Annotated in this window: 18 protein-coding genes; 2 read left to right on the top strand and 16 right to left on the bottom strand. The window is 59.4% G+C overall.

What is annotated here, in order from left to right:
* Positions 1 to 67 precede the first annotated feature (67 nt).
* On the top strand, positions 68 to 697 hold the full coding sequence (locus tag PspS49_RS01180) for a class I SAM-dependent methyltransferase (RefSeq protein ID WP_160037806.1): 630 nt from the start codon (positions 68 to 70) through the stop codon (positions 695 to 697).
* A gap of 117 nt (positions 698 to 814) precedes the next feature.
* On the opposite strand, the gene PspS49_RS01175 is transcribed toward PspS49_RS01180, so the two are convergent.
* From PspS49_RS01175 to PspS49_RS01165, 3 genes are read right to left on the bottom strand one after another with little or no spacing between them, the layout of a single operon-like run.
* Positions 815 to 3,868, bottom strand: a complete 3,054-nt coding sequence (locus PspS49_RS01175) for an efflux RND transporter permease subunit (protein ID WP_160037804.1) — start codon at positions 3,866 to 3,868, stop codon at positions 815 to 817.
* A complete protein-coding gene (locus tag PspS49_RS01170) occupies positions 3,865 to 4,929 on the bottom strand; it encodes an efflux RND transporter periplasmic adaptor subunit (RefSeq protein WP_127925420.1) in 1,065 nt (354 codons plus the stop codon). Before PspS49_RS01170 ends, PspS49_RS01175 begins: the two co-directional genes overlap by 4 nt.
* Positions 4,926 to 6,029 (bottom strand): efflux RND transporter periplasmic adaptor subunit, encoded by a 1,104-nt coding sequence (locus tag PspS49_RS01165; RefSeq protein WP_007918719.1) that lies wholly within the window; start codon positions 6,027 to 6,029, stop codon positions 4,926 to 4,928. The genes PspS49_RS01170 and PspS49_RS01165 overlap by 4 nt, the downstream gene beginning before the upstream one ends.
* A gap of 201 nt (positions 6,030 to 6,230) precedes the next feature.
* Between PspS49_RS01165 and PspS49_RS01160 the strand changes: the two genes are divergently transcribed.
* On the top strand, positions 6,231 to 7,427 hold the full coding sequence (locus tag PspS49_RS01160; RefSeq protein ID WP_160037802.1) for an AAA family ATPase: 1,197 nt from the start codon (positions 6,231 to 6,233) through the stop codon (positions 7,425 to 7,427).
* A 221-nt stretch (positions 7,428 to 7,648) separates the two neighbouring features.
* Here PspS49_RS01160 and PspS49_RS01155 read toward each other — a convergent pair whose 3' ends face one another.
* From PspS49_RS01155 to PspS49_RS01095, 13 genes are all read right to left on the bottom strand, one after another.
* Positions 7,649 to 8,521 (bottom strand): transporter substrate-binding domain-containing protein, encoded by an 873-nt coding sequence (locus PspS49_RS01155; RefSeq protein ID WP_160037800.1) that lies wholly within the window; start codon positions 8,519 to 8,521, stop codon positions 7,649 to 7,651.
* A complete protein-coding gene (locus tag PspS49_RS01150; protein WP_160037798.1) occupies positions 8,518 to 9,300 on the bottom strand; it encodes an amino acid ABC transporter ATP-binding protein in 783 nt (260 codons plus the stop codon). Before PspS49_RS01150 ends, PspS49_RS01155 begins: the two co-directional genes overlap by 4 nt.
* On the bottom strand, positions 9,297 to 9,956 hold the full coding sequence (locus tag PspS49_RS01145; RefSeq protein WP_007918714.1) for an amino acid ABC transporter permease: 660 nt from the start codon (positions 9,954 to 9,956) through the stop codon (positions 9,297 to 9,299). Before PspS49_RS01145 ends, PspS49_RS01150 begins: the two co-directional genes overlap by 4 nt.
* Complete coding sequence (locus PspS49_RS01140) at positions 9,937 to 10,602, bottom strand: amino acid ABC transporter permease (RefSeq protein ID WP_123375646.1); 666 nt, start codon at positions 10,600 to 10,602, stop codon at positions 9,937 to 9,939. The genes PspS49_RS01145 and PspS49_RS01140 overlap by 20 nt, the downstream gene beginning before the upstream one ends.
* A 660-nt stretch (positions 10,603 to 11,262) precedes the next feature.
* Positions 11,263 to 12,060 carry a MetQ/NlpA family ABC transporter substrate-binding protein gene (locus PspS49_RS01135; protein ID WP_127925415.1) on the bottom strand — a complete coding sequence of 266 codons (798 nt, stop codon included), beginning with the start codon at positions 12,058 to 12,060 and terminating at the stop codon, positions 11,263 to 11,265.
* Positions 12,061 to 12,226: 166 nt separating this feature from the next.
* On the bottom strand, positions 12,227 to 13,159 hold the full coding sequence (locus PspS49_RS01130; RefSeq protein ID WP_127925414.1) for a sigma 54-interacting transcriptional regulator: 933 nt from the start codon (positions 13,157 to 13,159) through the stop codon (positions 12,227 to 12,229).
* Positions 13,160 to 13,214: 55 nt separating this feature from the next.
* A complete protein-coding gene (locus PspS49_RS01125) occupies positions 13,215 to 13,796 on the bottom strand; it encodes an alpha/beta hydrolase (protein ID WP_077570156.1) in 582 nt (193 codons plus the stop codon).
* A 369-nt stretch (positions 13,797 to 14,165) separates the two neighbouring features.
* Positions 14,166 to 14,567 carry a biopolymer transporter ExbD gene (locus PspS49_RS01120; protein WP_003220570.1) on the bottom strand — a complete coding sequence of 134 codons (402 nt, stop codon included), beginning with the start codon at positions 14,565 to 14,567 and terminating at the stop codon, positions 14,166 to 14,168.
* 1 nt (position 14,568) lies between these two features.
* A complete protein-coding gene (locus tag PspS49_RS01115; RefSeq protein ID WP_127925413.1) occupies positions 14,569 to 15,294 on the bottom strand; it encodes a MotA/TolQ/ExbB proton channel family protein in 726 nt (241 codons plus the stop codon).
* Between the two features lie 45 nt (positions 15,295 to 15,339).
* Positions 15,340 to 16,149 carry an energy transducer TonB gene (locus PspS49_RS01110; protein WP_160037796.1) on the bottom strand — a complete coding sequence of 270 codons (810 nt, stop codon included), beginning with the start codon at positions 16,147 to 16,149 and terminating at the stop codon, positions 15,340 to 15,342.
* A 384-nt stretch (positions 16,150 to 16,533) separates the two neighbouring features.
* The gene (locus PspS49_RS01105) at positions 16,534 to 16,860 is read right to left on the bottom strand and encodes a hypothetical protein (RefSeq protein ID WP_127925411.1); all 327 of its coding nucleotides are present in this window, start codon (positions 16,858 to 16,860) and stop codon (positions 16,534 to 16,536) included.
* A gap of 190 nt (positions 16,861 to 17,050) precedes the next feature.
* A complete protein-coding gene (locus PspS49_RS01100) occupies positions 17,051 to 18,394 on the bottom strand; it encodes an aryl-sulfate sulfotransferase (RefSeq protein WP_160037794.1) in 1,344 nt (447 codons plus the stop codon).
* 23 nt (positions 18,395 to 18,417) lie between these two features.
* Positions 18,418 to 20,778 carry a TonB-dependent receptor gene (locus PspS49_RS01095; RefSeq protein ID WP_160037792.1) on the bottom strand — a complete coding sequence of 787 codons (2,361 nt, stop codon included), beginning with the start codon at positions 20,776 to 20,778 and terminating at the stop codon, positions 18,418 to 18,420.
* Positions 20,779 to 20,905 lie beyond the last annotated feature (127 nt).

Genomic DNA, 20,905 nt, shown 5'->3' with positions numbered 1-20,905 from the left:
GCTGCGCAGCAGCCCCGAACTCGATGGCGTATATTCGGCGAATCCCAACTGCCCGCGTATCTCGACCATGAAGCAGACCCCCAACGATCTCGAACAGATCACCGCGACCACCCTCGGCCACTACAACTCGGTGGCCGAAGACTTTCGTGAAGGCACCCGCGACCACGATGTCAGCCAGAACATCGATGCGCTGCTGCGGCATATTCAAGGTGTGGCGCCGTTGACGATTCTGGATTTCGGCTGCGGGCCGGGACGGGATTTGCAGACGTTTACCCGCATGGGTCACATCGCCGTCGGGCTGGATGGTTCGCAAGAGTTTGCGCGAATGGCCCGCGAAGACAGTGGCTGTGAAGTGTTGCAGCAGGACTTTCTGAGGCTGGATCTGCCGGCCGAACGTTTCGACGGGATCTTTGCCAATGCGGTGCTGTTTCATGTGCCGTTGCAGGAATTGCCACGGGTATTGAAGCAATTGCACGGCGCGTTGAAACCCGGTGGAGTGTTGTTCAGCTCCAATCCACGTGGGGATAATCGTGAGGGCTGGAACGGGCCGCGTTATGGCTCGTATCACGATCTGGCGGCGTGGCAAGGGTTGCTGACGGACGCGGGGTTTGTCGAACTTGAGCATTACTACCGCCCGGCGGGCCTGCCGCGTGAGCAGCAGCCCTGGTTGGCGAGTGTCTGGCGTAAATCTGCATAGCCAGTTCTGACGCCTTCGCGAGCAGGCTCGCTCCCACATGTTGACCGCGTCCGCCTGGACAACTCGGTCAACTGTGGGAGCGAGCCTGCTCGCGAATAGAGTGCGCAGCACTCGCTTTTAAGCGGCACCCTTTTGCGGCTCGCGAATCTTGTACCAGGCCACATACAGCGCCGGCAGGAACAACAACGTCAACAACGTCGCGACGACAATCCCACCAATCATCGCGTACGCCATCGGCCCCCAGAACACTTCCCTGGCGATGGGGATCATGCCCATGCTCGCCGCCGCTGCGGTCAGCAGGATCGGCCGACGCCGATGTTCGGTCGCCTCGACCACCGCGTCCCACGGCGCATAGCCCTTCTTCTCGAACTCATCGATCTGCGTCACCAGAATCACCGAGTTGCGGATGATGATGCCGATCAGCGCGAGAATCCCCAGAATCGCCACGAAACCCATCGGCGTGCCGGTCGGCACCAGCGCCAACACCACGCCGATCAGCCCCAGCGGCGCGACACTCGCCACCAGGAACATCTTCTGCACGCTGTGCAACTGGATCATCAGGAACGTCGCCATCAAAAACAGCATCAACGGCAAGACCTTGGCGATCGGCCCCTGCGCCTTGCCGCTTTCCTCGACCGTACCGCCGGTGGCGACTTTGTAGCCCACTGGCAGTTTGTCAGCGAAGGCATCAATCGACGGCTTGAGCAGTTTCACCAGATCGGTCGGCTGGATCTCGTCGCGCACCGAAGCCTTGATGGTGATGGTCGGCAAACGGTCGCGACGCCACACCAGCGGCTGTTCCAGCTCATAGCGCACAGTGGCGAATGCCAGTAACGGAATCGATGTGCCGTTGGGCGTAACGATCTGCAGATTCTGCAGGGTTTCCGGCGTACCGCGCTCCGAATTCACCGCCCGGCCGACCACATTGATCAGGTAGATGTCGTCGTTGACCTGGGTCAGAGGCGCGCCACTGACAATACTGTTCATCAGGTTCGCCACGTCTTCGGAGGACAGCCCGAGCTGCCGTGCCTTGTCCTGGGCGATGTCGATGCGCAGGACTTTGCCCGGCTCGTTCCAGTCGTAAATGATCTCGCCGATGTGCGAATTCTTGTCCAGTTCGGTGGCCAGATCGATGGCGTGCTTGCGCACTTGATCGATGTCCTTGCCACTGACCCGGTACTGGATCGGCCGCCCCACCGGCGGGCCCATTTCCAGCGCCTGGACGTAACTGCCGATGCCGACGAAGTCCTTGTGCAAGCGCTCGCGCAGACGCTGACTCAGTGCCTCACGGGCCTCGAAGTCTTTGCTGACGATCACCAGTTGTGCGTAGTACGGGTTTTGCAATTGCTGGTCGAGCGGCAGATAGAAACGGATCGCGCCCTGACCGATGTAGGTGCTCCAGCGCACAATGTCCGGGTCGCCTTTGAGGGTTTCTTCCAGCTTGTCGACGGCCTTGCGTGTTTCGTCGATGGAGGCGTTCTGTGGCAGGTTCAGGTCGACGAGAATTTCCGGACGGTCCGATGCCGGGAAGAACTGGTTCTGCACAAAGCGCATGCAAAAAATCGACAGGGCAAACAGCAGCACGGTGATACCGATCGCCCACCAGCGATTGCGCATCGCCCACAACAGACCGCCATTGAACGCACGCCCGACGCGGCCCGGCTCGGCTTCATGGGGTTTCACGTTGGCGCTGAGAATGTGCACGCCGATCACCGGAGCGAAGAACACCGCGACAATCCACGACACAATCATGGCCACGGCAATCACCGCAAACAGCGTGTAGGTGTACTCACCGGCGGAACTGGCGTTGAGGCCGATGGGCACGAAACCGGCGACCGTCACCAGCGTCCCCGTTAGCATCGGGAACGCCGTTGAGGTGTACGCGTACGTCGCGGCCTCCTCCTTGCTCTCGCCCATTTCCAAGCGCGTGACCATCATCTCCACGGTGATCATCGCGTCGTCCACCAACAGGCCGAGGGCGATGATCAAGGCACCGAGAGAAATCCGCTGCATGGTGATGCCACTGTATTCCATGAACACAAACACCATCGCCAGCACCAGCGGAATCGAGCACGCCACCACCAGGCCGGCGCGCACGCCGAGGCTGATAAAACTCACCACCAGCACGATGATCACGGCTTCGAACAGCGCGCTGGTAAAGCCGCCAACGGCCTCCTCCACCACCACCGCCTGATCGGACACGGTGTGTACACCCACGCCAACCGGCAAGTCTGCGGTCAGTTCATCGATGCGCTGGTGCAACGCCTTGCCGAATTCCTGAACGTTGCCGCCCTTCTGCATGGCAATCGCCAGACCGATGGCCGGTTTGCCGTCGAAGCGGAATTCCGGGGTAGCCGGATCGGTGTAACCGCGAGTGATGTCGGCGATGTCAGCCAGACGATAGAAACGGTCGTTGAGCTTGAGATTGACCTCGGCCAGGTCTTTTTCCGAGGCGAACTGCCCCGAAGTGCGCACGGAAATCCGCTCAGGGCCGGCCTCGATCACACCGGCCGGGGTCACGGCGTTCTGCGATTGCAGGCTCTGCACTACCTGACGCTGATCGATACCCAACGCCGCCAGTTTGCGGGTAGAGAAGTTCAGATAAATCACTTCGTCCTGCTGGCCGATCATTTCGATCTTGCCCAGCCCCGGTACATTGCGGATCTCGGCCCGCGCCTGTTCCACGTAATCGCGCAACTGGCGCATGGTCAGGCCGTCGGCGGTGAAGGCGTAGACCGAGCCGAACACATCACCGAACTCGTCGTTGAACCCGGGCCCTTGAATACCTTGGGGGAACTGCCCGCGAATGTCGTCGATCTTCTTGCGCACCTGGTACCAGATTTCCGGGATGTCCTTGGCACTGGTGGTGTCGCGCAGGTACACGTACACCGTCGATTCACCGGGGCGCGTGTAACTTTTCACGTAGTCGAGGGAGTCGAGTTCTTCGAGTTTTTTCTCGATGCGGTCGGTGACCTGCGCGAGGGTTTCTTCCTGGGTCGCGCCCGGCCATTTGGTCTGGATCACCATGGTTTTGATGGTGAACGACGGGTCTTCTTCGCGGCCCAGATTGAAGTACGAAAACACGCCCATCAGCAACGCGACGAACATCAGGTACCAGACGAATGACTGATGCTTGAGGGCCCATTCGGAGAGGTTGAAAGAGCCTTTCATTGACTGTCCTCGTCAAGTTTTACCGATTGTCCGGGTTTGAGGCTGTTGACGCCGGCGCTGACCACGCGCTCGCCGTTCTTCACGCCGCCCGCGAGCACCACGCTGCTGTCGGTGCGGCTGATCACGCTGACGTCGCGAGGGCTGACGGTTTTGCTCTGGGTGTCGATGACCCAGATCCGTGGTTTGCCGTCGACCTCCTGCACAGCGGTAGCCGGCAATTCGATGCGCGGTTTGATCGCTGAACTGAGGGTTACGCTGATCGCCGTGCCAAGGCGGAAACCGTCCGGTGTCTCGGCCAGCGTCAGGCGTGCGCGACGAGTACGCGTGGCGCTTTGCGCCTGCGGCTCGATCTCGCGAAGGGTTGCCGTGGTGTTGATGCTCGGGTCGAGTTGCCCGGCCACCAGAAACACCACGTCGGAGGGAATCTGATCGACCAGGGTGTCGGGCAGATCGATCACCGCTTCCTTGATGTCCGGTTGCGCCAGAGTCACGACCTGCTGGCCCGCCGTCACCACTTGCCCGGCTTCGGCGTTCCACGCGGTGACCACGGCTTTATGGTCGGAACGCAGTTCGGTGTAGCCGAGCTGGTCCTTGCTTTGATTGACCGCCGCCCGTGCCTGGTCCAGCGAGGCCTGGGTGGTTTTCAAGTCCGTGGTGGCGATGTCCAGTTGTGCCTGCGCCCCTACGCCACGATCGAACAGTGCCTGCTGACGGCGGGCATTGGCCTGGGCATTGATCAGTTGCGCCTGAACCTTGGCCAGGTCGCCCTGGGCCGAACGCAATTGGTTTTGCTGATCAGATGGATCGAGGGTGGCGAGCAGCGTGCCCTTTTGCACTTCGGTTCCGACATCGACGTTGCGGCTGGCGATGCGGCCACCGACGCGGAAACCGGTGTTGCTTTCATAACGCGCCTGGATGCTGCCGGCGAAACGCCCGAGGCTTTCCTCGCTCAACGCTTGAACCTTGACCGATAACACCGGACGTACCGGCTCCGGAGGTGGCTCGCTTTTCGAGCAGGCCGCCAGCAACACGCCCACGGATAACAGTCCCAGACGCTTCATGGCTGCGCTCCCGGCTGCAGATCCTTGTAGGTGTTTTCAGCGATTTCGACTTTCATGCCGGGATGCAACAACTGCCCACCGGCGACAATGACTTTCTCCCCACCCTTGAGGCCTTCGCTGATGATGACCTTGCCGATCAGGTAGCGGCCGACGGTCACGTTGTGCAACTGCGCTTCACCTTTATCGTCGACCATCCACACCGCCGGATCACTGATGTTTTTGGTCAGCGCCGACCATGGCAATTCGACTGCCGACTTGCCGCTGCCCTTGGCCGTGGCGCTGACCACCGAGCCCAGCTGCATCCCTTGTGGCAGGCTGTCGAGGCTGACTTTGACTTGCACCGTGCCGGACTGTGCCGACACCGCCGGGGTGATTTCACGCACCGTGCCGGTGGTTTTGATGGCAGGGTTATCGAGCAGGCTGACGACGATCGAGGGATCCGCAGGACGCTCGGCCAGCAGCGATTCGTAGACGTTGAACACCGCGTCACGGTCGCCATCGCGGGCCAACGAAAAAATCGGCGCCGTGGCCTGCACGACCTGGCCGACTTCGGCTTGGCGCTCGGTAATCACCCCCGGGGCATCGGCGATCAGCGCGGTATAGCTGAGCTGGTCCTTGGCGTTGGCCAATTGCGCCTGCGCCGCGCTCAAGGCGCTCTGGCTGCTGCGCAACGCGGCTTGGGCGGAATCGTATTCGCTCTGGCTGGTGTAGCCCTTGGGCAGGAGTTTTTGCTGGCGCACGAAGGCGGCCGCACTTTGTTTCACCCGGGCTTGTTCAGCGACGACCTGGGCTTGAGCCGAATCGACGTTAGTCTGCAAATCCTTGGGGTCGAGCTTGGCCAGCACCTGTTTGGCCGTGACCCGGTCACCGACGTCGACCATACGCTGGATGATCTTGCCGCCGACGCGGAACGACAATTCGGTCTGCACGCGCGCCTGCACGTCACCGGTCAATGTCACCGAAGCCGCGTAATCCGTGGGTTTGACCTCTTGTACAAAGACCCGTGGCAGGTATTCCTCAGGGGCTTTTTTCTCGCCGCATGCGGTCACCAAGGTGAACAGACTCAGCATGACCGCTGTTTTCAAACCGGGACTCGCCATGCAGACTCCTTCCTGTGTACGAACGTGCAAGTGACGATACGACTGTGAGCTTAGAACAGGGTTCAACGTTCGCCCGTTCGCCCCCCATGTTTTCCTGTAGGAGCTGCCGCAGGCTGCGATCTTTTGATCTTTTAAAAACAACATCAAAAGATCGCAGCCTGCGGCAGCTCCTACAATAGGCGTCTCAAGAGAAGGAATTCCATGCTCAACACTCTGGCAGTGGCCAATTACCGTTCGATCAACAAACTGGTGATCCCGCTGGGCCGGCTGAACCTGATCACCGGCCCCAACGGCAGCGGCAAGTCCAACCTCTACCGGGCCTTGCGCCTGCTGGCGGAAACCGCACAGGGCGGCGTGGTCAATGCGCTGGCCCGTGAGGGTGGACTGGAATCGACCTTCTGGGCCGGGCCGGAAACCATCAGCCGGCGCATGCGCAACGGCGAAGTGCCGATCCAGTCGACGGTGCGCCAAGGTGTGAAGCGCCTGCGTCTGGGATTTGCCGGGGAGGATTTCAGTTATTCGATCAGCCTCGGCCTGCCCGATTCCAACGGGCACTTCATATTGCCCGAACATTCACGGCCGATCCCCTCGCGGTTCAGCCTCGACCCGCAGATCAAGCGCGAATGCATCTGGGCCGGCGCGCTTTACCGTCCCGCCAGCCTGCTGGTGGATCGCGACGGCCCGATGATCCGCGCACGCGCCGAGCGCCAATGGGACGTGCTGGCGCAACACACGCCGAATTTCGACAGTTTGTTTGATCAGGTCGGTAGCCTGCGCAGCTCGCCGGAAGTGTTTCAGATGCGCGAGTTCATTCGCCGCTGGCGCTTTTACGATCACTTTCGCAGCGATGCCGATGCACCGGTGCGCCAGCCGCAATTGGGCACGCGCACGCCAGTACTGCATCACGATGGGCGGGATTTGGCAGCGGCTTTGCAGACCATCATCGAGATTGGTGATGGGGATGCGATGCGCGCAGCGATTACCGATGCGTTTCCTGGCGCTCGGGTGCATATCGAAGCACAGGCCGGTGGCAGGTTTGCCATCGAGTTTTATCAGGAAGGCTTGTTGCGGCCGTTATCGGCGGCGGAGCTGTCGGACGGGACGTTGCGCTATCTGCTGCTCGTCGCGGCATTACTGACGCCACGGCCACCGTCATTGATGGTACTGAACGAACCGGAAACCAGTTTGCACCCAGATCTGTTGCCAGCGTTGGCGCGGTTGATTATCCGTGCCTCGGAGCAGTGTCAGGTGTGGGTGGTGTCACATGCGCGGCGGTTGATTTCGGCGTTGCAGGAGGATCCGGAATGCAACTGCATTGTGCTGGAGAAAACCCTGGGGCAGACCGGGATTGTCGGGCAGCGGGTGCTGGATGAGCCGGCGTGGAACTGGCCGGATTGAGCGTTCCAGCCAAAAGCCCCTCACCCTAACCCACTCCCAGAGGGAGGGGGGACTGATTGGGGGATGCTCAAGAGTGACGCCGACGTGAAAATGCCTCTGTGAATCCATAATCGACTCGGTTCCGCAGGTCGATGTCCGATGCAAGACAACTCGGTCGGCTCCCTCTCCCTCGGGAGAGGGCTGGGGTGAGGGGCAGGCCTCACCACCGACTCAACAGACAATCACCCCTGCCACTTGCCACCCTCGACAATCACGCTCTCAGGCTTGGTGTCATCGCTCAGTTCCTTACGCACATATTGGTCGTACAGCTTGAGCAGATACTTCTCCTCACCCAGCTTGGTCAGCTCGGTATTCACCCAGTCGCGCAGTTCGATATTGCCCTTCTTCACCGCCGGTGCAATTGGCGCTTCTGCACCGAGTTTGTCCTCCAGTACGCGATAGCCCGGGTTCTGCTTGGCCCAGCTGAACAGCACCAGGTTGTCCTGCGCATAGGCATCGCCACGGCCATTGGCCAAGGCTTGCAGCGATTCGGAGTTTTTCTCGAACTTGAGCAGTTTCCAGTCCGGATGATTCTTGGTCAGCCAGATATCCGCCGTCGTACCGGTGGTGACGATAGTGGTGCGGGTCGCCAGGTCATCAAGGTTTTTCACCGAGCTGCTTTGCGGCACCAGCGCCTGCACCGCGACCTTGAGGTTCGGGTTGGTGAATTCCACCGCTTCCTTGCGCTCCGGGGTGACGGTCATGTTGGCGAGGATCAGGTCGACCTTGTCGCTTTGCAGGAACGGAATGCGGCTTGCCGGCTCCACCGCGACGAATTCGACCTTGTTTTCATCGCCGAGCAGATCCTTGGCAAAGCGCCGGCCAATATCAGTGTCGAAACCGACGTAGCGCCCGGCCTCATCGACAAAACCGAATGGCGGCTTATCGGTAAAGACGCCGACAATCAATTTGTCGCGAGCCTTGATCCTGTCCAGGTAACCGGCCGGCGCGGTGCTTTCGCTGGCGACTTTCGGCTTGGGCGGTTCTTCGGTTTTGCTGCAACCGGCGAGCAAGGCGAGGCTGAGCAGGGGCAGTAAAAAAGCGGCAGTTTTCATAACAGTTCCAGTTCCTTTGTCGGATTCGTTTCTGGCGGTGTTGCAACGAAGGAGAACTTCTCCAGAAACTGCTGCGCGCGTGCGGTTTGCGGGTTCGTAAAGAAAATCTCGGGTGGGTTCTGTTCAAGGATGCGCCCGGCATCCATGAACACGATGCGGTCGGCCACCGCACGGGCGAAGGCCATTTCGTGGGTGACGATCAGCAGGGTCATGCCTTCGCGGGCCAGGCCCTGAATGACCTGCAAAACTTCCTTGACCATCTCCGGGTCAAGCGCGGCGGTGACTTCGTCGAAGAGCATCACCCGTGGGTTCATGCACAGCGAACGGACGATGGCGATGCGTTGCTGCTGACCGCCGGACAGCTGACGCGGGAAGGCGTCGCGCTTGTCGGCCAGACCCACGCGTTCGAGCAGCGCCTCGGCTTGCTGCTGCGCTTCGCGGCGCTGACGCTTCTGCACTTTGAGCGGGCCGAGCAGCAGGTTGTCGAGCACGCTCATGTGCGGAAACAGGTGATAACTCTGGAACACCATACCGATCTGCTGACGGATCTCGCGCCAGTCAGTGGCCTTGTCCAGCAGCTCACGGCCGAGAAATTTCAGGCTGCCGCTGTGGGCTTCTTCCAGACCATTGAGGCAGCGCAGCAAAGTGCTTTTGCCGCAGCCGCTGGGGCCGAGGATAACGATCACTTCGCCGCTCTGCACTTGCAGGTCGATGCCGTTGAGCACTTGCTGCTCGCCATAGAATTTGTTGAAACCGTGAAACTCGATCAATGCGCTCATGCTTGCGTCCAGCGCCGCTCCAGCACGCGCGAGGCGGCCGAGAGCGGGTAGCAGATGAAAAAGAAAAACAGGAACAACGCGCCGTAGATCAGCACCGATTCGTAGGTGCGCTCGATAATCTGCTGGCCGACCTTGATCACATCGACCACACCGATCAGCACCGCCAGCGAACTGGTTTTGATGATTCGCGTGTAGACGTTGATGGTCGGTGGCGTCATGCGCTTCAGCGCTTGTGGCAGCAGCACGTAGCCGTAGAGTTGCGCGGCATTCAGACCGATCGACAGCCCCGCTTCACGCTGCCCGCGCGGTAACGAATGCAGCGCACCGCGCGCCACTTCGCCGACCTCGCTGGCGCCCCACAACGACAGCACCAGCACCGCGCACCAGAAACTCGGAATGCTCAGACCAAAGAAAATCGGCAGACCGAAGAACAACAGATACAGCCAGACCAGCACCGGGATCGCCCGGAACAGCTCCAGATACACCCGCAGGATCGCGTTCAGCCACGTCACGTTGAGCGTTCGCAGCACACCGTAGAGCACGCCGCCAACGGTGCTGATGGCGATGCTCAGAAACGAGATCGACAGGGTTTGCCCGGCGCCTTTGGCCAGTTGCGGCAACGACACCCAGAGCAGTTCAAGACCCGAACTGGCCATGCTGGAGCCTCCTTTCCAGACGGCTGAGCAACAGCGACAGCGGCAAGAACAACAGCACGCAGATCAGTGTCAGCACGGCGAGCATTTCGTAGGTTTTGTAATAAAGCGCGATGTAGCTCTTGGTGGTGTAGAGAATTTCCGGCACCGCCACCGCCGAGACCACGGTGGTTTCCTTGAGCAGGAAAATGAAATTGGCGAACAGCGACGGCAGGCTGAGGATCCCCGCTTGCGGCAGGATCACGTAGCGCAGCAACTGGCCGTGGGACAGGCCGATGGAACGCCCCGATTCCAGTTGCGCCTGCGGCACCGCATCAACGCCGGCGCGCAGCACTTCGGTAAGGTAGGCGCCGCCGAGGAAGGTCATGGTGATGATCGCGGCGGTGAATCCGGAGACCTTGATCCCCAGCGCCGGCAAGGCGAAGTAGACGAAGAACAACTGGATCAGCAGCGGTGTGTTGCGCGCAAGCTCCACGTACAGGCCCACGAGCTTTTGCAGGTAAGGCGTGCGGAACACCAGAATCGTCGCGTTGAGCAGTGCCACCAACAACGAGGTGCCAATGGCGATAAAACCGACCTGCAGCGTCACGCCCACGGCTTTGAGAAATGCCGGCAGGGTGCTGAGGATAAAAGCGTAATCAAAGGTCATGAAGCGTCCTGGACGCCGCTCGGTAAGCGACGGTGATGCAGTCCATGGGCAGCGGATGGCTGTCCGGCAGACACCGACTTTATAGGTATAAAAACAAGAATTTAAATACCGTTAAAGCATATTGATATCACCCAAAAAACTATCTTGTGGGTTTGCCGGGAAGGAATAAGAAGGCTATTTTCCTTTGCGCTGTAGGACGGATCTTTTTTTCACGAAAGCCCTCCAAGGATGAACAGCTTTTGGCCAGACTCCCCCGGCCAAACCCATAACAAGGAAGAAAACGTGGACGTAAAAGTGCCGCAGCGACTGGATCCGCAGGAAATTGTGAAATTGTTGGTGGCGTTGAGGCGGGCGCTGAAGGCCACAGCGTAAATCAAAAGCCCCTCACCCCAGCCCTCTCCCGGAGGGAGAGGGAGCCGACCGAGGTGTCTTACGTCAAACATCGACCTGAAAGATCGAGTCGATTATGGATTCGGCAGAGATCTTTCACATCGGCGTACATCTACAGCATCCCCCGATCAGTCCCCTCTCCCTCTGGGCGGTCCGACGTTTCGGGAGGGTTAGGGTGAGGGGCTTTCCCAACGCACACACAAAAACGCCGATGCCCATCACTGGCCATCGGCGTTTTCACACCTTGAAGGGGGTGGTTCGAGCGTCAGATCAGAACGCCGGCAGTACCGCGCCGTTATACTTCTTCTCGATGAACGCTTTGACTTCCGGGCTGGTCAGGGCTTTGGCCAGTTTCTGGATCGCGTCGCTGTTCTTGTTGTCCTCACGGGCCACCAGGAAGTTCACGTACGGCGAGTCAGCGCCTTCAATCACCAGCGCATCTTTCTGCGGGTTCAACTTGGCTTCCAGCGCGTAGTTGGTGTTGATCATGTCCAGATCAACTTCCTTCAGAACGCGTGGCAGCAGGGCCGATTCCAGTTCCTTGAACTTGAAGTTGTGCGGGTTCTTGGCGATGTCTTTCGGCGTTGCCAGAGCGTTTTTCGGATCTTTCAGCTCGATCAGGCCAGCCTTCTGCAGCAGGATCAGAGCGCGGCCGCTGTTGCTGCCTTCGTTCGGGATGGCGATAGTGGCGCCGTCCGGCAGTTCAGCCAGGGTCTTGTATTTGCTCGAGTAGCCGCCGAACGGTTCAACGTGCACGCCCTGCACGGTCACCAGGTACTTGGACTTGTCGTCCTTGTATTTGCCCAGGTTGAAGCTGTTCAGGTACGGCAGGGTCTGGAAGTAGTTGGCGTCCAGACGCTTCTCGCCAACCTGTACGTTCGGTTGAATGTAGTCGGTGAAGACTTTGATTTCCAGATCCACGCCTTCTTTGGCCAGGGTCGGCTTGATCAGCTCGAGGATTTCAGCGTGCGGCACCGGGGTCGCGGCAACCACCAGTTTCTCACCGGCATTGGCCAGGGAAGCAGTCAGAGCAGCCGCCAATGCGGTAAACAACAGAACCTTTTTCATGCAGTGTCCTTATCGAAAATCACGGTCGTCATCGACGACGGCATTAATACGTGTGCCAGTGAAGTGATATCGCTGGCGTGGGTCGGACAATACCGGGATTTTTTATTCCCGGACAATAACGTTTATTCAGCTTCATATTCCATTTTGTTCATGTTGAACGAAACGGTTACAACGCCGCACTCAGACGAATCAGCAAATCTTTCAATGCCTTACGTTCATCGACGCTGCCGCCGATGTTGATTTGTGCAACCAGTCGCTCGATCTGAAGCTGCGGCCCAGACACCTCGGGCAGATTCAGGTGCTCCGGCAGAATCTCGTCACCGGTACTCACCAACAACGCAAAGTGAATGACGTTTTCCAGCTCGCGGGTGTTGCCCGGCCAGCTGTGTTGTTCGAGCACGTGTTGCGCTGCTTCGCTGATCAGCGGCACCGGTAGATCCAGACGCTGGCTATAAATGCCGAGGAAATACTCGGCCAACGAAAGAATGTCGCCAATACGCGCGCGCAAGGCGGGCAGTTCCAGTTGCCCTTCGCTCAAGTAGTGATAGAGCCGCTCATGAAATTTGCCAGCGTCCACTGCTTGCGCCAGATCGATGCTGGTCGCCGCGACCAGGCGCACATCCACCGGACTCGGTTGATGTGCACCGACACGGGTGACTTCGTGGTTCTCCAGGGCGGCGAGCAGTTTGATCTGGATCGGCAGCGGCAAATCGCCGATTTCATCGAGGTACAGCGTGCCGCCGTTGGCCGAACCGAACCAGCCTGCACGGCTGCTGGCCGAGCCGCTGTAACTGCCGGCGGCATAGCCGAACAGTTCGGCATCAGCGTAGGTCGGGCTGATCGCCCCGCAATTCACCGAAACGAACAGGCCACTGCGGTCGCTGGCGCGATGGATATGCCGGGCAAGCAATTCTTTACCGGTGCCGGTCTCGCCACGGATCAGTACCGAGGTCGAACGCGGCGCCAACTGCTCCAGTTCTTCGCGCAACTGACGCGAGCGCGGGTCGACAAAAACCAGCGCCTTGGCGCGAATGCTCAGGGGGCTTTTTTCAGCATCGGGAAAGGTCAGCAACGGCTGACCGAAGGTTTCGAAACTCATGGCAGACTCCCGCCCAAAACCGCCGGGAGACGGGGGCGTTCAAAGAAAAAAGAAATCAGGCGCGCCGACGGGCGTGGTGTTCCATGCGGTTTTGCAGGCGATAGAGATAGGCAAAACCCTGCTCCCAACGCTGATGCCCGGACTTGACGTTGATGTGTCCGGCCCCGGCGAGAATCCCCGCCTCGGCACCCCAGTTGCGCGCCAGTTCCAGAGCGCGCGGTGCGCTGACGGCGGCGTCGTTGTCGGAGCTGACGACCTGGCTTGGGAACGGCAGCAGATCAGTCGGAATCGGTGCGAAGTTACGCAGCGCCGGCGCGCAGGCCGGGCGCTCGACATCGGCCGGTGCGACCAGCAAGGCGCCGCGCACCTGACGCAGGTATTGCAGCGGCGCAGTGGCTGCCCAATGGGCAACCGTGACGCAGCCCAGGCTGTGGGCGATAAGGATCACCGGCGTGCTGTCGGCGGCAATCGCCTCGGCCAGTGCCGCGACCCAGTCTTCACGACGCGGCGTCAGCCAATCGGCCTGCTCGACCCGCGCGCTATTCGGCAGGCTGTTCTGCCAGTGGCTTTGCCAATGATCTTCTGGCGATCCTTGCCAGCCCGGCACAATCAGGTAGCGGATTGATTCGTTGCGCATGGGGAGCTCTCCTGCGTCGTGTCTGTTCCTGAACGAGTATAGGGAGGGGATTTATATTCGTTAAGGAATAAGAAGCTATTTATTAAGATCTGAATTGAATATGAGATTTATGCATGGCTTGAAATCTTTTTCCCCCTCACCCCAGCCCTCTCCCCCAAGGGGGCGAGGGGGAAAGGGAGCCGATCACCTAGCCTTTCCAATCCGGAGTTCGACTGGATATTTCAGGTCGGCGTACCTTGAACAATCACCACGGTCGGTCCCCTCTCCCTCTGGGAGAGGGTTAGGGTGAGGGGCTTTTCTCCCCCGCCAGAAATAAAAAAAAGGGCCGCACCCTGCCAAGGAGACGGCCCCGGAAAAACGTAAATCCTGTTACCGCGCAGTAATCACCGACAACTTGGTAATCCCCGCCCGCTCAATCGAAGCCATCGCTCGCGCCACTTCGCCGTAATTCACCCCGTCATCGGCCTGCAATTGCACGCGCACTTCCGGGTCCTTGGCCTTGGCCGACTTGAGGTTGAATTCCAGCAGGTCCGGTTGAATCTCATCCTTGTTGATAAACAGTTTGCCGGCACCATCAATGCTCACCACCAGCGGATCCTTCTGCTCGACCGGCGCCACCGCTTCGGTCTTCGGCAGGTTGATCGGGATCGCATTGGTCAGCAGCGGCGCGGTGACGATAAACACCACCAGCAGCACCAGCATCACATCCACCAGCGGGGTCACGTTGATCTCGCTGAGCACCTCGTCACTGTCTTGCGTGGAGAAGGCCATATCAGGACGCCTCCTTCACTTTTGCCGAATTGCCGGTTGCTGCAACCTTGTGCGCGGTCGGATGAATCAGCACACGGAACGCACTCTTCTGCGCCAGGCTGTAGAAGTCGTGGGCGAAGTCATCCAGATCCGCCGCCGTCAGTTTCAACCGACGCAAAAAGTAGTTGTAAACCAGCACCGCCGGCACCGCGACGGCGATCCCCACACCCGTTGCAACCAGGGCCGCACCGATCGGCCCGGCCACCGTTTCCAGGCTCGCCGAACCGGCCGCGCTGATGCCTTTCAACGCTTCCATGATTCCCCACACCGTGCCGAACAAACCAATGAACGGCGACGTACTGCCAATACTGGCGACCACTGCCAGGCCTGTCTCCAGCGAACGCCGTTCGCGAACGATCTGCTGACGCAAGGCGCGCTCCAGTCGATCCTGATGGTTGATCGCCTGGCTCAAATCATTGGCCTGCGGCGCCTCGCCCACCTGAATCGCCGCGTAACCGGCCTGTGCCACCCGCGCGGCTGCGCCGGGTTGGGTCTCGCTCAATTCAGCGGCGGAATCCAGACTCGACGCCGCCCAGAAACGTTTGTGAAAACGCCGGTCCTGCGCCTTCAGACGCCCGAACTGCCAAGCCTTGAGCAATGCCAGCCCCCAAGTGGCGACGGAAAAAACCACCAGCAGCCAGATCACCGCGCTTTCGATGGATTCCAGTGGAGATGCCAGTAACGTCATGATGTATTCCCTCGTGTAAACGTTTCGCGCGAATTTGGTTTCGGTTTAATGAATCTTGAAATCGATGGGCACGCTGACCCAGCCGTCCTGGGCGACATCACCCTGCTTGGCCGGGACAAAACTCCAACGTTTCACGGCATTCAGCGCCGCGTCGTCGAGCTGTTGCCGGCCACTGCTTTTGGCTATCTGGATCTCGCCCGGTTTACCGCTGGCAAGCACATGTACGCGCAGCAAAACCGTGCCCTCCCAACCGCGACGCTGGGCCAGCGACGGGTATTCCGGCGCCGGGTTTTTCAGGTACGCGGCATTCGCTGATGCCGGGGTTACCGGTGCCGGCGCGGGAGGCGCAGGTGGCGCTGGCGCTGCAACCGGAGCGGCCGGTTGTGGCGGCGCCGGTGGTTGCTCGACCGCTTTCGGTGCTGGTTTGGGTGCCTGTTTAACCACCGGTTTGGGTTTCGGAACGGGTTTTGGCGGCGGCGGTTTTACCGCCAGTTCGTCTTCTACCGGCGGTGGCGGTTCAACCACTGGCGCAGGTGGCGGCGGCTCGACAACCGGTGGCGCTGGCGGTGCCGGGCGCGAGAACTCGATGGTCATCGGCGGAATTTCCGGCGGCACGATCGGCAGCACCGGCGTCGGCTTCTGGCTGATCCAATAGATCACCGCGCCATGCACCACCAGCGCGAGCACGCCGAGCAGAATTGTTTCGCGCCGACTCAGAATGCCCTGGGGCGCACGCTGCAAACGCAACTGCCCCAACGGCACACGATGCGGCCGGCCGAGATCGACCAACTCGCCACCCGGCGTCTGACGCCACAGCAATTCCTCTGCGCTGGCGGCGGTCTGGACATTGCCCATTGATTCACTCCCTGCGGTCTTTTTGCGTTCTCTACAAAAACTGCCGATCAACCGTTTTGTTGAATCCCCCAACGGCGGATCGACGGGTGAATCATTGGGCTTGGCGCTTATCTCCGAAAGTAATCTTTAACGTTATGCATAGGTCATTATGGAATATGCGAATTGATCAATTCCGCCAAAGCCACGCGCCACGCGGGCTGCAGCGACAGGTGAAAAAGTGCATGCTTTTCAGGCATTAAAAGTATTCATGCAACGCATCAAATACGACTGACACGGTTTTGCAGGACGACTAATACCAAGTAGATAACTGATGATAATTTTTCCTGAATAACAAAAAAGGCCGGAGCACTTTCGTGCACCGGCCTTTTAAATTTTTAAACAAGACTACTGTTTAACGAATTCCCCGCCCAGGGTCACCACATCACCATCGAAGTTTGTACGGGAGCCGGCAGCGCGCAATTTTGCGTAGTTATGATCCGGCGAAAACAGTGCCCATGTCTGATAACCGCTATTACCATTCTGAGCAAGTACTGCAATGGTGGTTGGGTTACCGGTACTGTTCTGGAAATGGTAGTTTCCATAACGGATGTCGTAATTCACGCCACCCTGACTCAACGTTCCGCTGAACGAGCCGTTGGAATCATTACCATCGGTAATCACCAGCTTGGCGCCAGAGTTGGAATTGACATAAGTGCCATTAATGCTCGACATGATTCGATTTCCTTTATCGTTGGGATAAGTGTCTTCCGATGAGAGCAAGTTTCCTCCTGGAAACTCACGACAGTCAGGATGGTTGGACATTCAATTATTGTCCACGCAGGCAACTAACTAAATTGCAATATGCACTGTTCAACCCGGTCATAACTTATCGCCGTTCGTTCGAGCACTAATTCCAATTCAGCTAACGACTGGCATTGGTTTGCTGCACACCGACAATCGGGGCATTAACCGCCGTCTCGGAGCGTGGCGTGCCCGTTGGCACCCAGTCATAACTCACAGGCAGCGCCCGATACACCCAGTTGCTGATCGCGTCGCTGCCCGGCGCTTTGCCGAGATAGGGGCTGACGTATTCCCAGACGTTTTCACCGCTGCTCGTCACCTGAAAAAACCGCCCGTTCATGCCTTCGTCGATCAGCGTGTTGCCGTTGGGCAAGCGCCGCGCACTGCTGATAAACGAGCTGTAAAACGCCCAACCCGGCTGCTTCGAATTCGCCGCGCTGTACTGCCAGACGATTTCGTTTTTCACCGGGTCGATTTCCAATACCCGCGAACCGGAAATCAGCCCGAGGGTGACGTTCGGATAACCCGCCGAACCCTGGTTATCGAATACCAGCACGTTACCGGCACCGGGCAATCCGGCCGGAATGATGTGCGCATCATGCTGGCCGACAAACTGATCCACCGGACGCGGTAGTTTCTGTGCAGTCTTCGGGTTGATCAGCGGCAAATTCGGTCCGAGACGCCAGACCACTTTGCCGCTGCTCTTATCGATGATCGCGATGAAGTTGGCGTTGCGTGAATCGATCAACAGGTTGTCCGGATTGAAGCGCTTGTCACCGGCATCAAACCACTTGTTCGGCCCGACCAGGCTGAGGTTGTTGATGTGCAGGTAGTCCGGATTTTCGCTGGCGCGCACTAGCTTCAACTGCTCGGCGGTGAAGCCGAACTCATTGAGATGCTCCGAGGCCAGCCACTGCCATTTCACCGCGCCTTCGGGGCTGACTTCATAGATCGCATCGTCGATCACCTCGGGCACTTTGAAGCCTTTGACCTTGTGCACCTTGTTCGCCAGCACCACGGTGTTGCCGTTGCTCAAACGGCGCTGATCATGGTGCTGTTGCGCCGCGCCACCGGGCGCCTTGTCGCCCCACTGCCAGACAACTTTACCGTTCCAGTCCAGCTCACCGATACTCTGATTGCCCAGACCATTGCCGGCCGAACCGAGTTTGCCGGGATCCTTTTCACTCAGTTGCAGCAACACATGCCCGCGCTCGCCGCCGACCAGTTTTGGATCGATGATCGCCGACGGGAAACCTGCCTGTGGCCAGGTTTTCACCTCGTTGCCGTTCATGTCGATCAGGTGTGTCTGCTTGTCGGCGCCGCTGAAAATCACGTACTGGTTGAACGCCTTGTTCGGGTCGTAACGAGTGACGCCCGTCGGGTAAACACTCGGTGCAGCGAAGGCGCCGGCACTGAGCACTGCGCCGGACAGCAACACCGGCAAAGCGGTTTTGATACGCAACATGATGCAGCTCCTTGAGTGACGAATCAGAAGTCGTAGCGACCGGTGACGCCGAGGGTGCGCGGTGTGCCGAGCAGGCCTTCATAGCCGCCGTTGCCGCCCGTCCACAGGGTTGTGTAGTAGGTTTTGTCGAAGGCGTTTTTCAGCCACAGCGACACGTCCCACTGGCCTTGGTTGAAGTCGCCGCGCAGACCGGTGGAAAAATTGACCACGGCGTAACTCGGGATCTGCCCGTAGTCGGAATCCTCGACCGTGCCGACCGCTTTCGAACGGAAGGCATAACTGGCAGTGACGTAAGGTTCGAAGCCGTTATCCAGATTCCATTTGTATTCGCCGTTGGCGTTACCGATCCACTTCGAAGCGCCGACCACTTGATGGCCGCTGAGATCGCAAGACGCTGGAGCACCCGGCGCCTGGCTGACTTCCGGCGGGCATGGGGCGTCTTTGTACGACAGGTAGCTGACGTCGTTGTAGGAGCCGTTGATGTTCAGGGTCAGGCCGCGCAACGGGATCATCGTGCTTTCGAACTCGACCCCGCGCGAACGCACAGAACCGGCGTTGGTCAGGTACTGCACGCGGTTTTCGGCGTCGTAGGCGTTGGTCTGGTAGGCGTTGACCTGGGTCCAGAAGACGTTGGCGTTGAGTTGCAGGCGGTGATCCCACAGCGTGCTCTTGAAGCCGAGTTCGGCGTTGTTCGCGCGTTCGGTGCCGATCAGCAGCGAATCGGCGCCGGCCACCGGAGCGGAACCGACGGCGAGGTTAACCCCGCCGGATTTCTCGCCGTGGGATAACGTGGCGTAGCCGAGCACATCGTCGGTGATCCGGTAGCTGAGATTGAGCAGCCCGGAGGGACTGGAGCTGTACTGATTCAAGTCACCGGAATCGTAAGCGCCGGCACGACCGCGTCGCGCCGTGGCCGCCGCCCCCGTGACCGCCGCGCCGCCGACCGGGGCATTGCGCGTGACCCAGGCGGATTTTTCTTCATAAGTGCCACGCACCCCGGCGGTGAAATCCAGCCGCTCGGTAAGATGCCAGGTGCCTTGGGCGAACAGCGCAAAGCTGTCGGTCTTGATATGGCCGTTGCCAACACTGGTGACGTTGGCCAGCGCACCGGGCGCCGTACCATTCCAGATATCGGCTTGCGGGCCGTAATAGGCGAAGGATTTATTGTCCAGATCCGAACCGAAGTAGTAGGCGCCGACGACGTAATCGAAGAACTCACCCTTGGGCGAGGCCAGGCGAAACTCCTGCGAATACTGTTTGTCCTCCACCGAAACCCCGGCGTTGTAGCTCGCCGGCACGTTGAGGCCGTCGTCGTTGCGCGGAGTGAAATTCCAGAAGCGATAGGAGCTGATCGAGGTCAGCGTGAAATCGCTCGGTAGCGTCCAGTTAGCCTCCACCGAGGTACCGCCCTGATGCACGGTGACATGCTGGTCGTTGTCCAGATTGACCTTGCGGTGCGAACCGTTGACCAATGTTGCCCCGGCGGCGTTGGCGCGCGACTGGTACAGGTTGACGCCGTTGATGGTCGGCCCGGTGTTGTAGAGCACACGGGTGCCCGCGCTGGAATCCTCTTCGTTGTAGTCGCCGATCCAGCGCAGGTTGAAATCTTCGTTGGGCTTGAACAGCAGTTGCGCGCGGAAGCCCTCGCGCGAGCCGCCATTCAAATCATGGCCGTCGTATTCGTTTTTGATGTCGCCGTCGCTGCGCGTGCGGTAGGCCGAAAAACGCCCGGCCAGTTGATCGTTGAGCGGGCCGGAAATCGTGCCCTTGGTCTGGAAATACCCGTCCTCACCGACCGAGGTTTCGATGCTGCGCTCAGGGGTGAAGGTTGGCGCGCGGGTGCTGATGTTGATCACCCCGGCGGTGGTGTTTTTGCCGAACAGCGTGCCCTGCGGCCCCCGCAAGACTTCAAGCTGTTCGATGTCCATCAAGTCAAACACCGCCATCCCCGGGCGGCCCAGATAGACGTTGTCGATGTACAGGCCGACGCTGCCTTCCAGACCATCGCTGGCCGGGTTATTACCCAGGCCACGGATCGACACGCTGGACTGGCGTGCGTGCATGTAGGCGACGTTGACGCTGGGCACCAGTTGTTGCAAATCCTGAATCCGGTAGACCCGCTGCGTCTCCAGATTCTGCCCGCTGACCACGCTCATTGGCGTCGGTACATCCTGCGAACTTTCTTCGCGGCGGCGGGTGGTGACGGTCACGGTTTCGAGTTGCGAACTGTTGGCGGCAGGCTTGCCGGCCGGCACTGGCGCCGGGGTATCAGAATCGGCGGCGTAGCCGTGAGTCCAGCTCGCGCTCCCTGCCAGCAACAGGGCCAGAGGCAGGCGTTTGAGCCGTCGTGGCGTTAAGGGTGACGCAAGGTTCAACGGACTCATGGCGCGGCTCCTGGTCAAAAAACACACAGACATCTTCAGCGCTGCATATTCTTTTAAGTTATTTATTTATGTATTTACAGATATTTACTGCATAAGAGATTGCCTTTATAAGGAGTCGACCTAATGC

It is taken from the genome of Pseudomonas sp. S49 (assembly GCF_009866785.1).
In the GTDB taxonomy this organism is placed as follows: domain Bacteria; phylum Pseudomonadota; class Gammaproteobacteria; order Pseudomonadales; family Pseudomonadaceae; genus Aquipseudomonas.
This window is presented reverse-complemented; position numbering and strand designations above follow the sequence as displayed.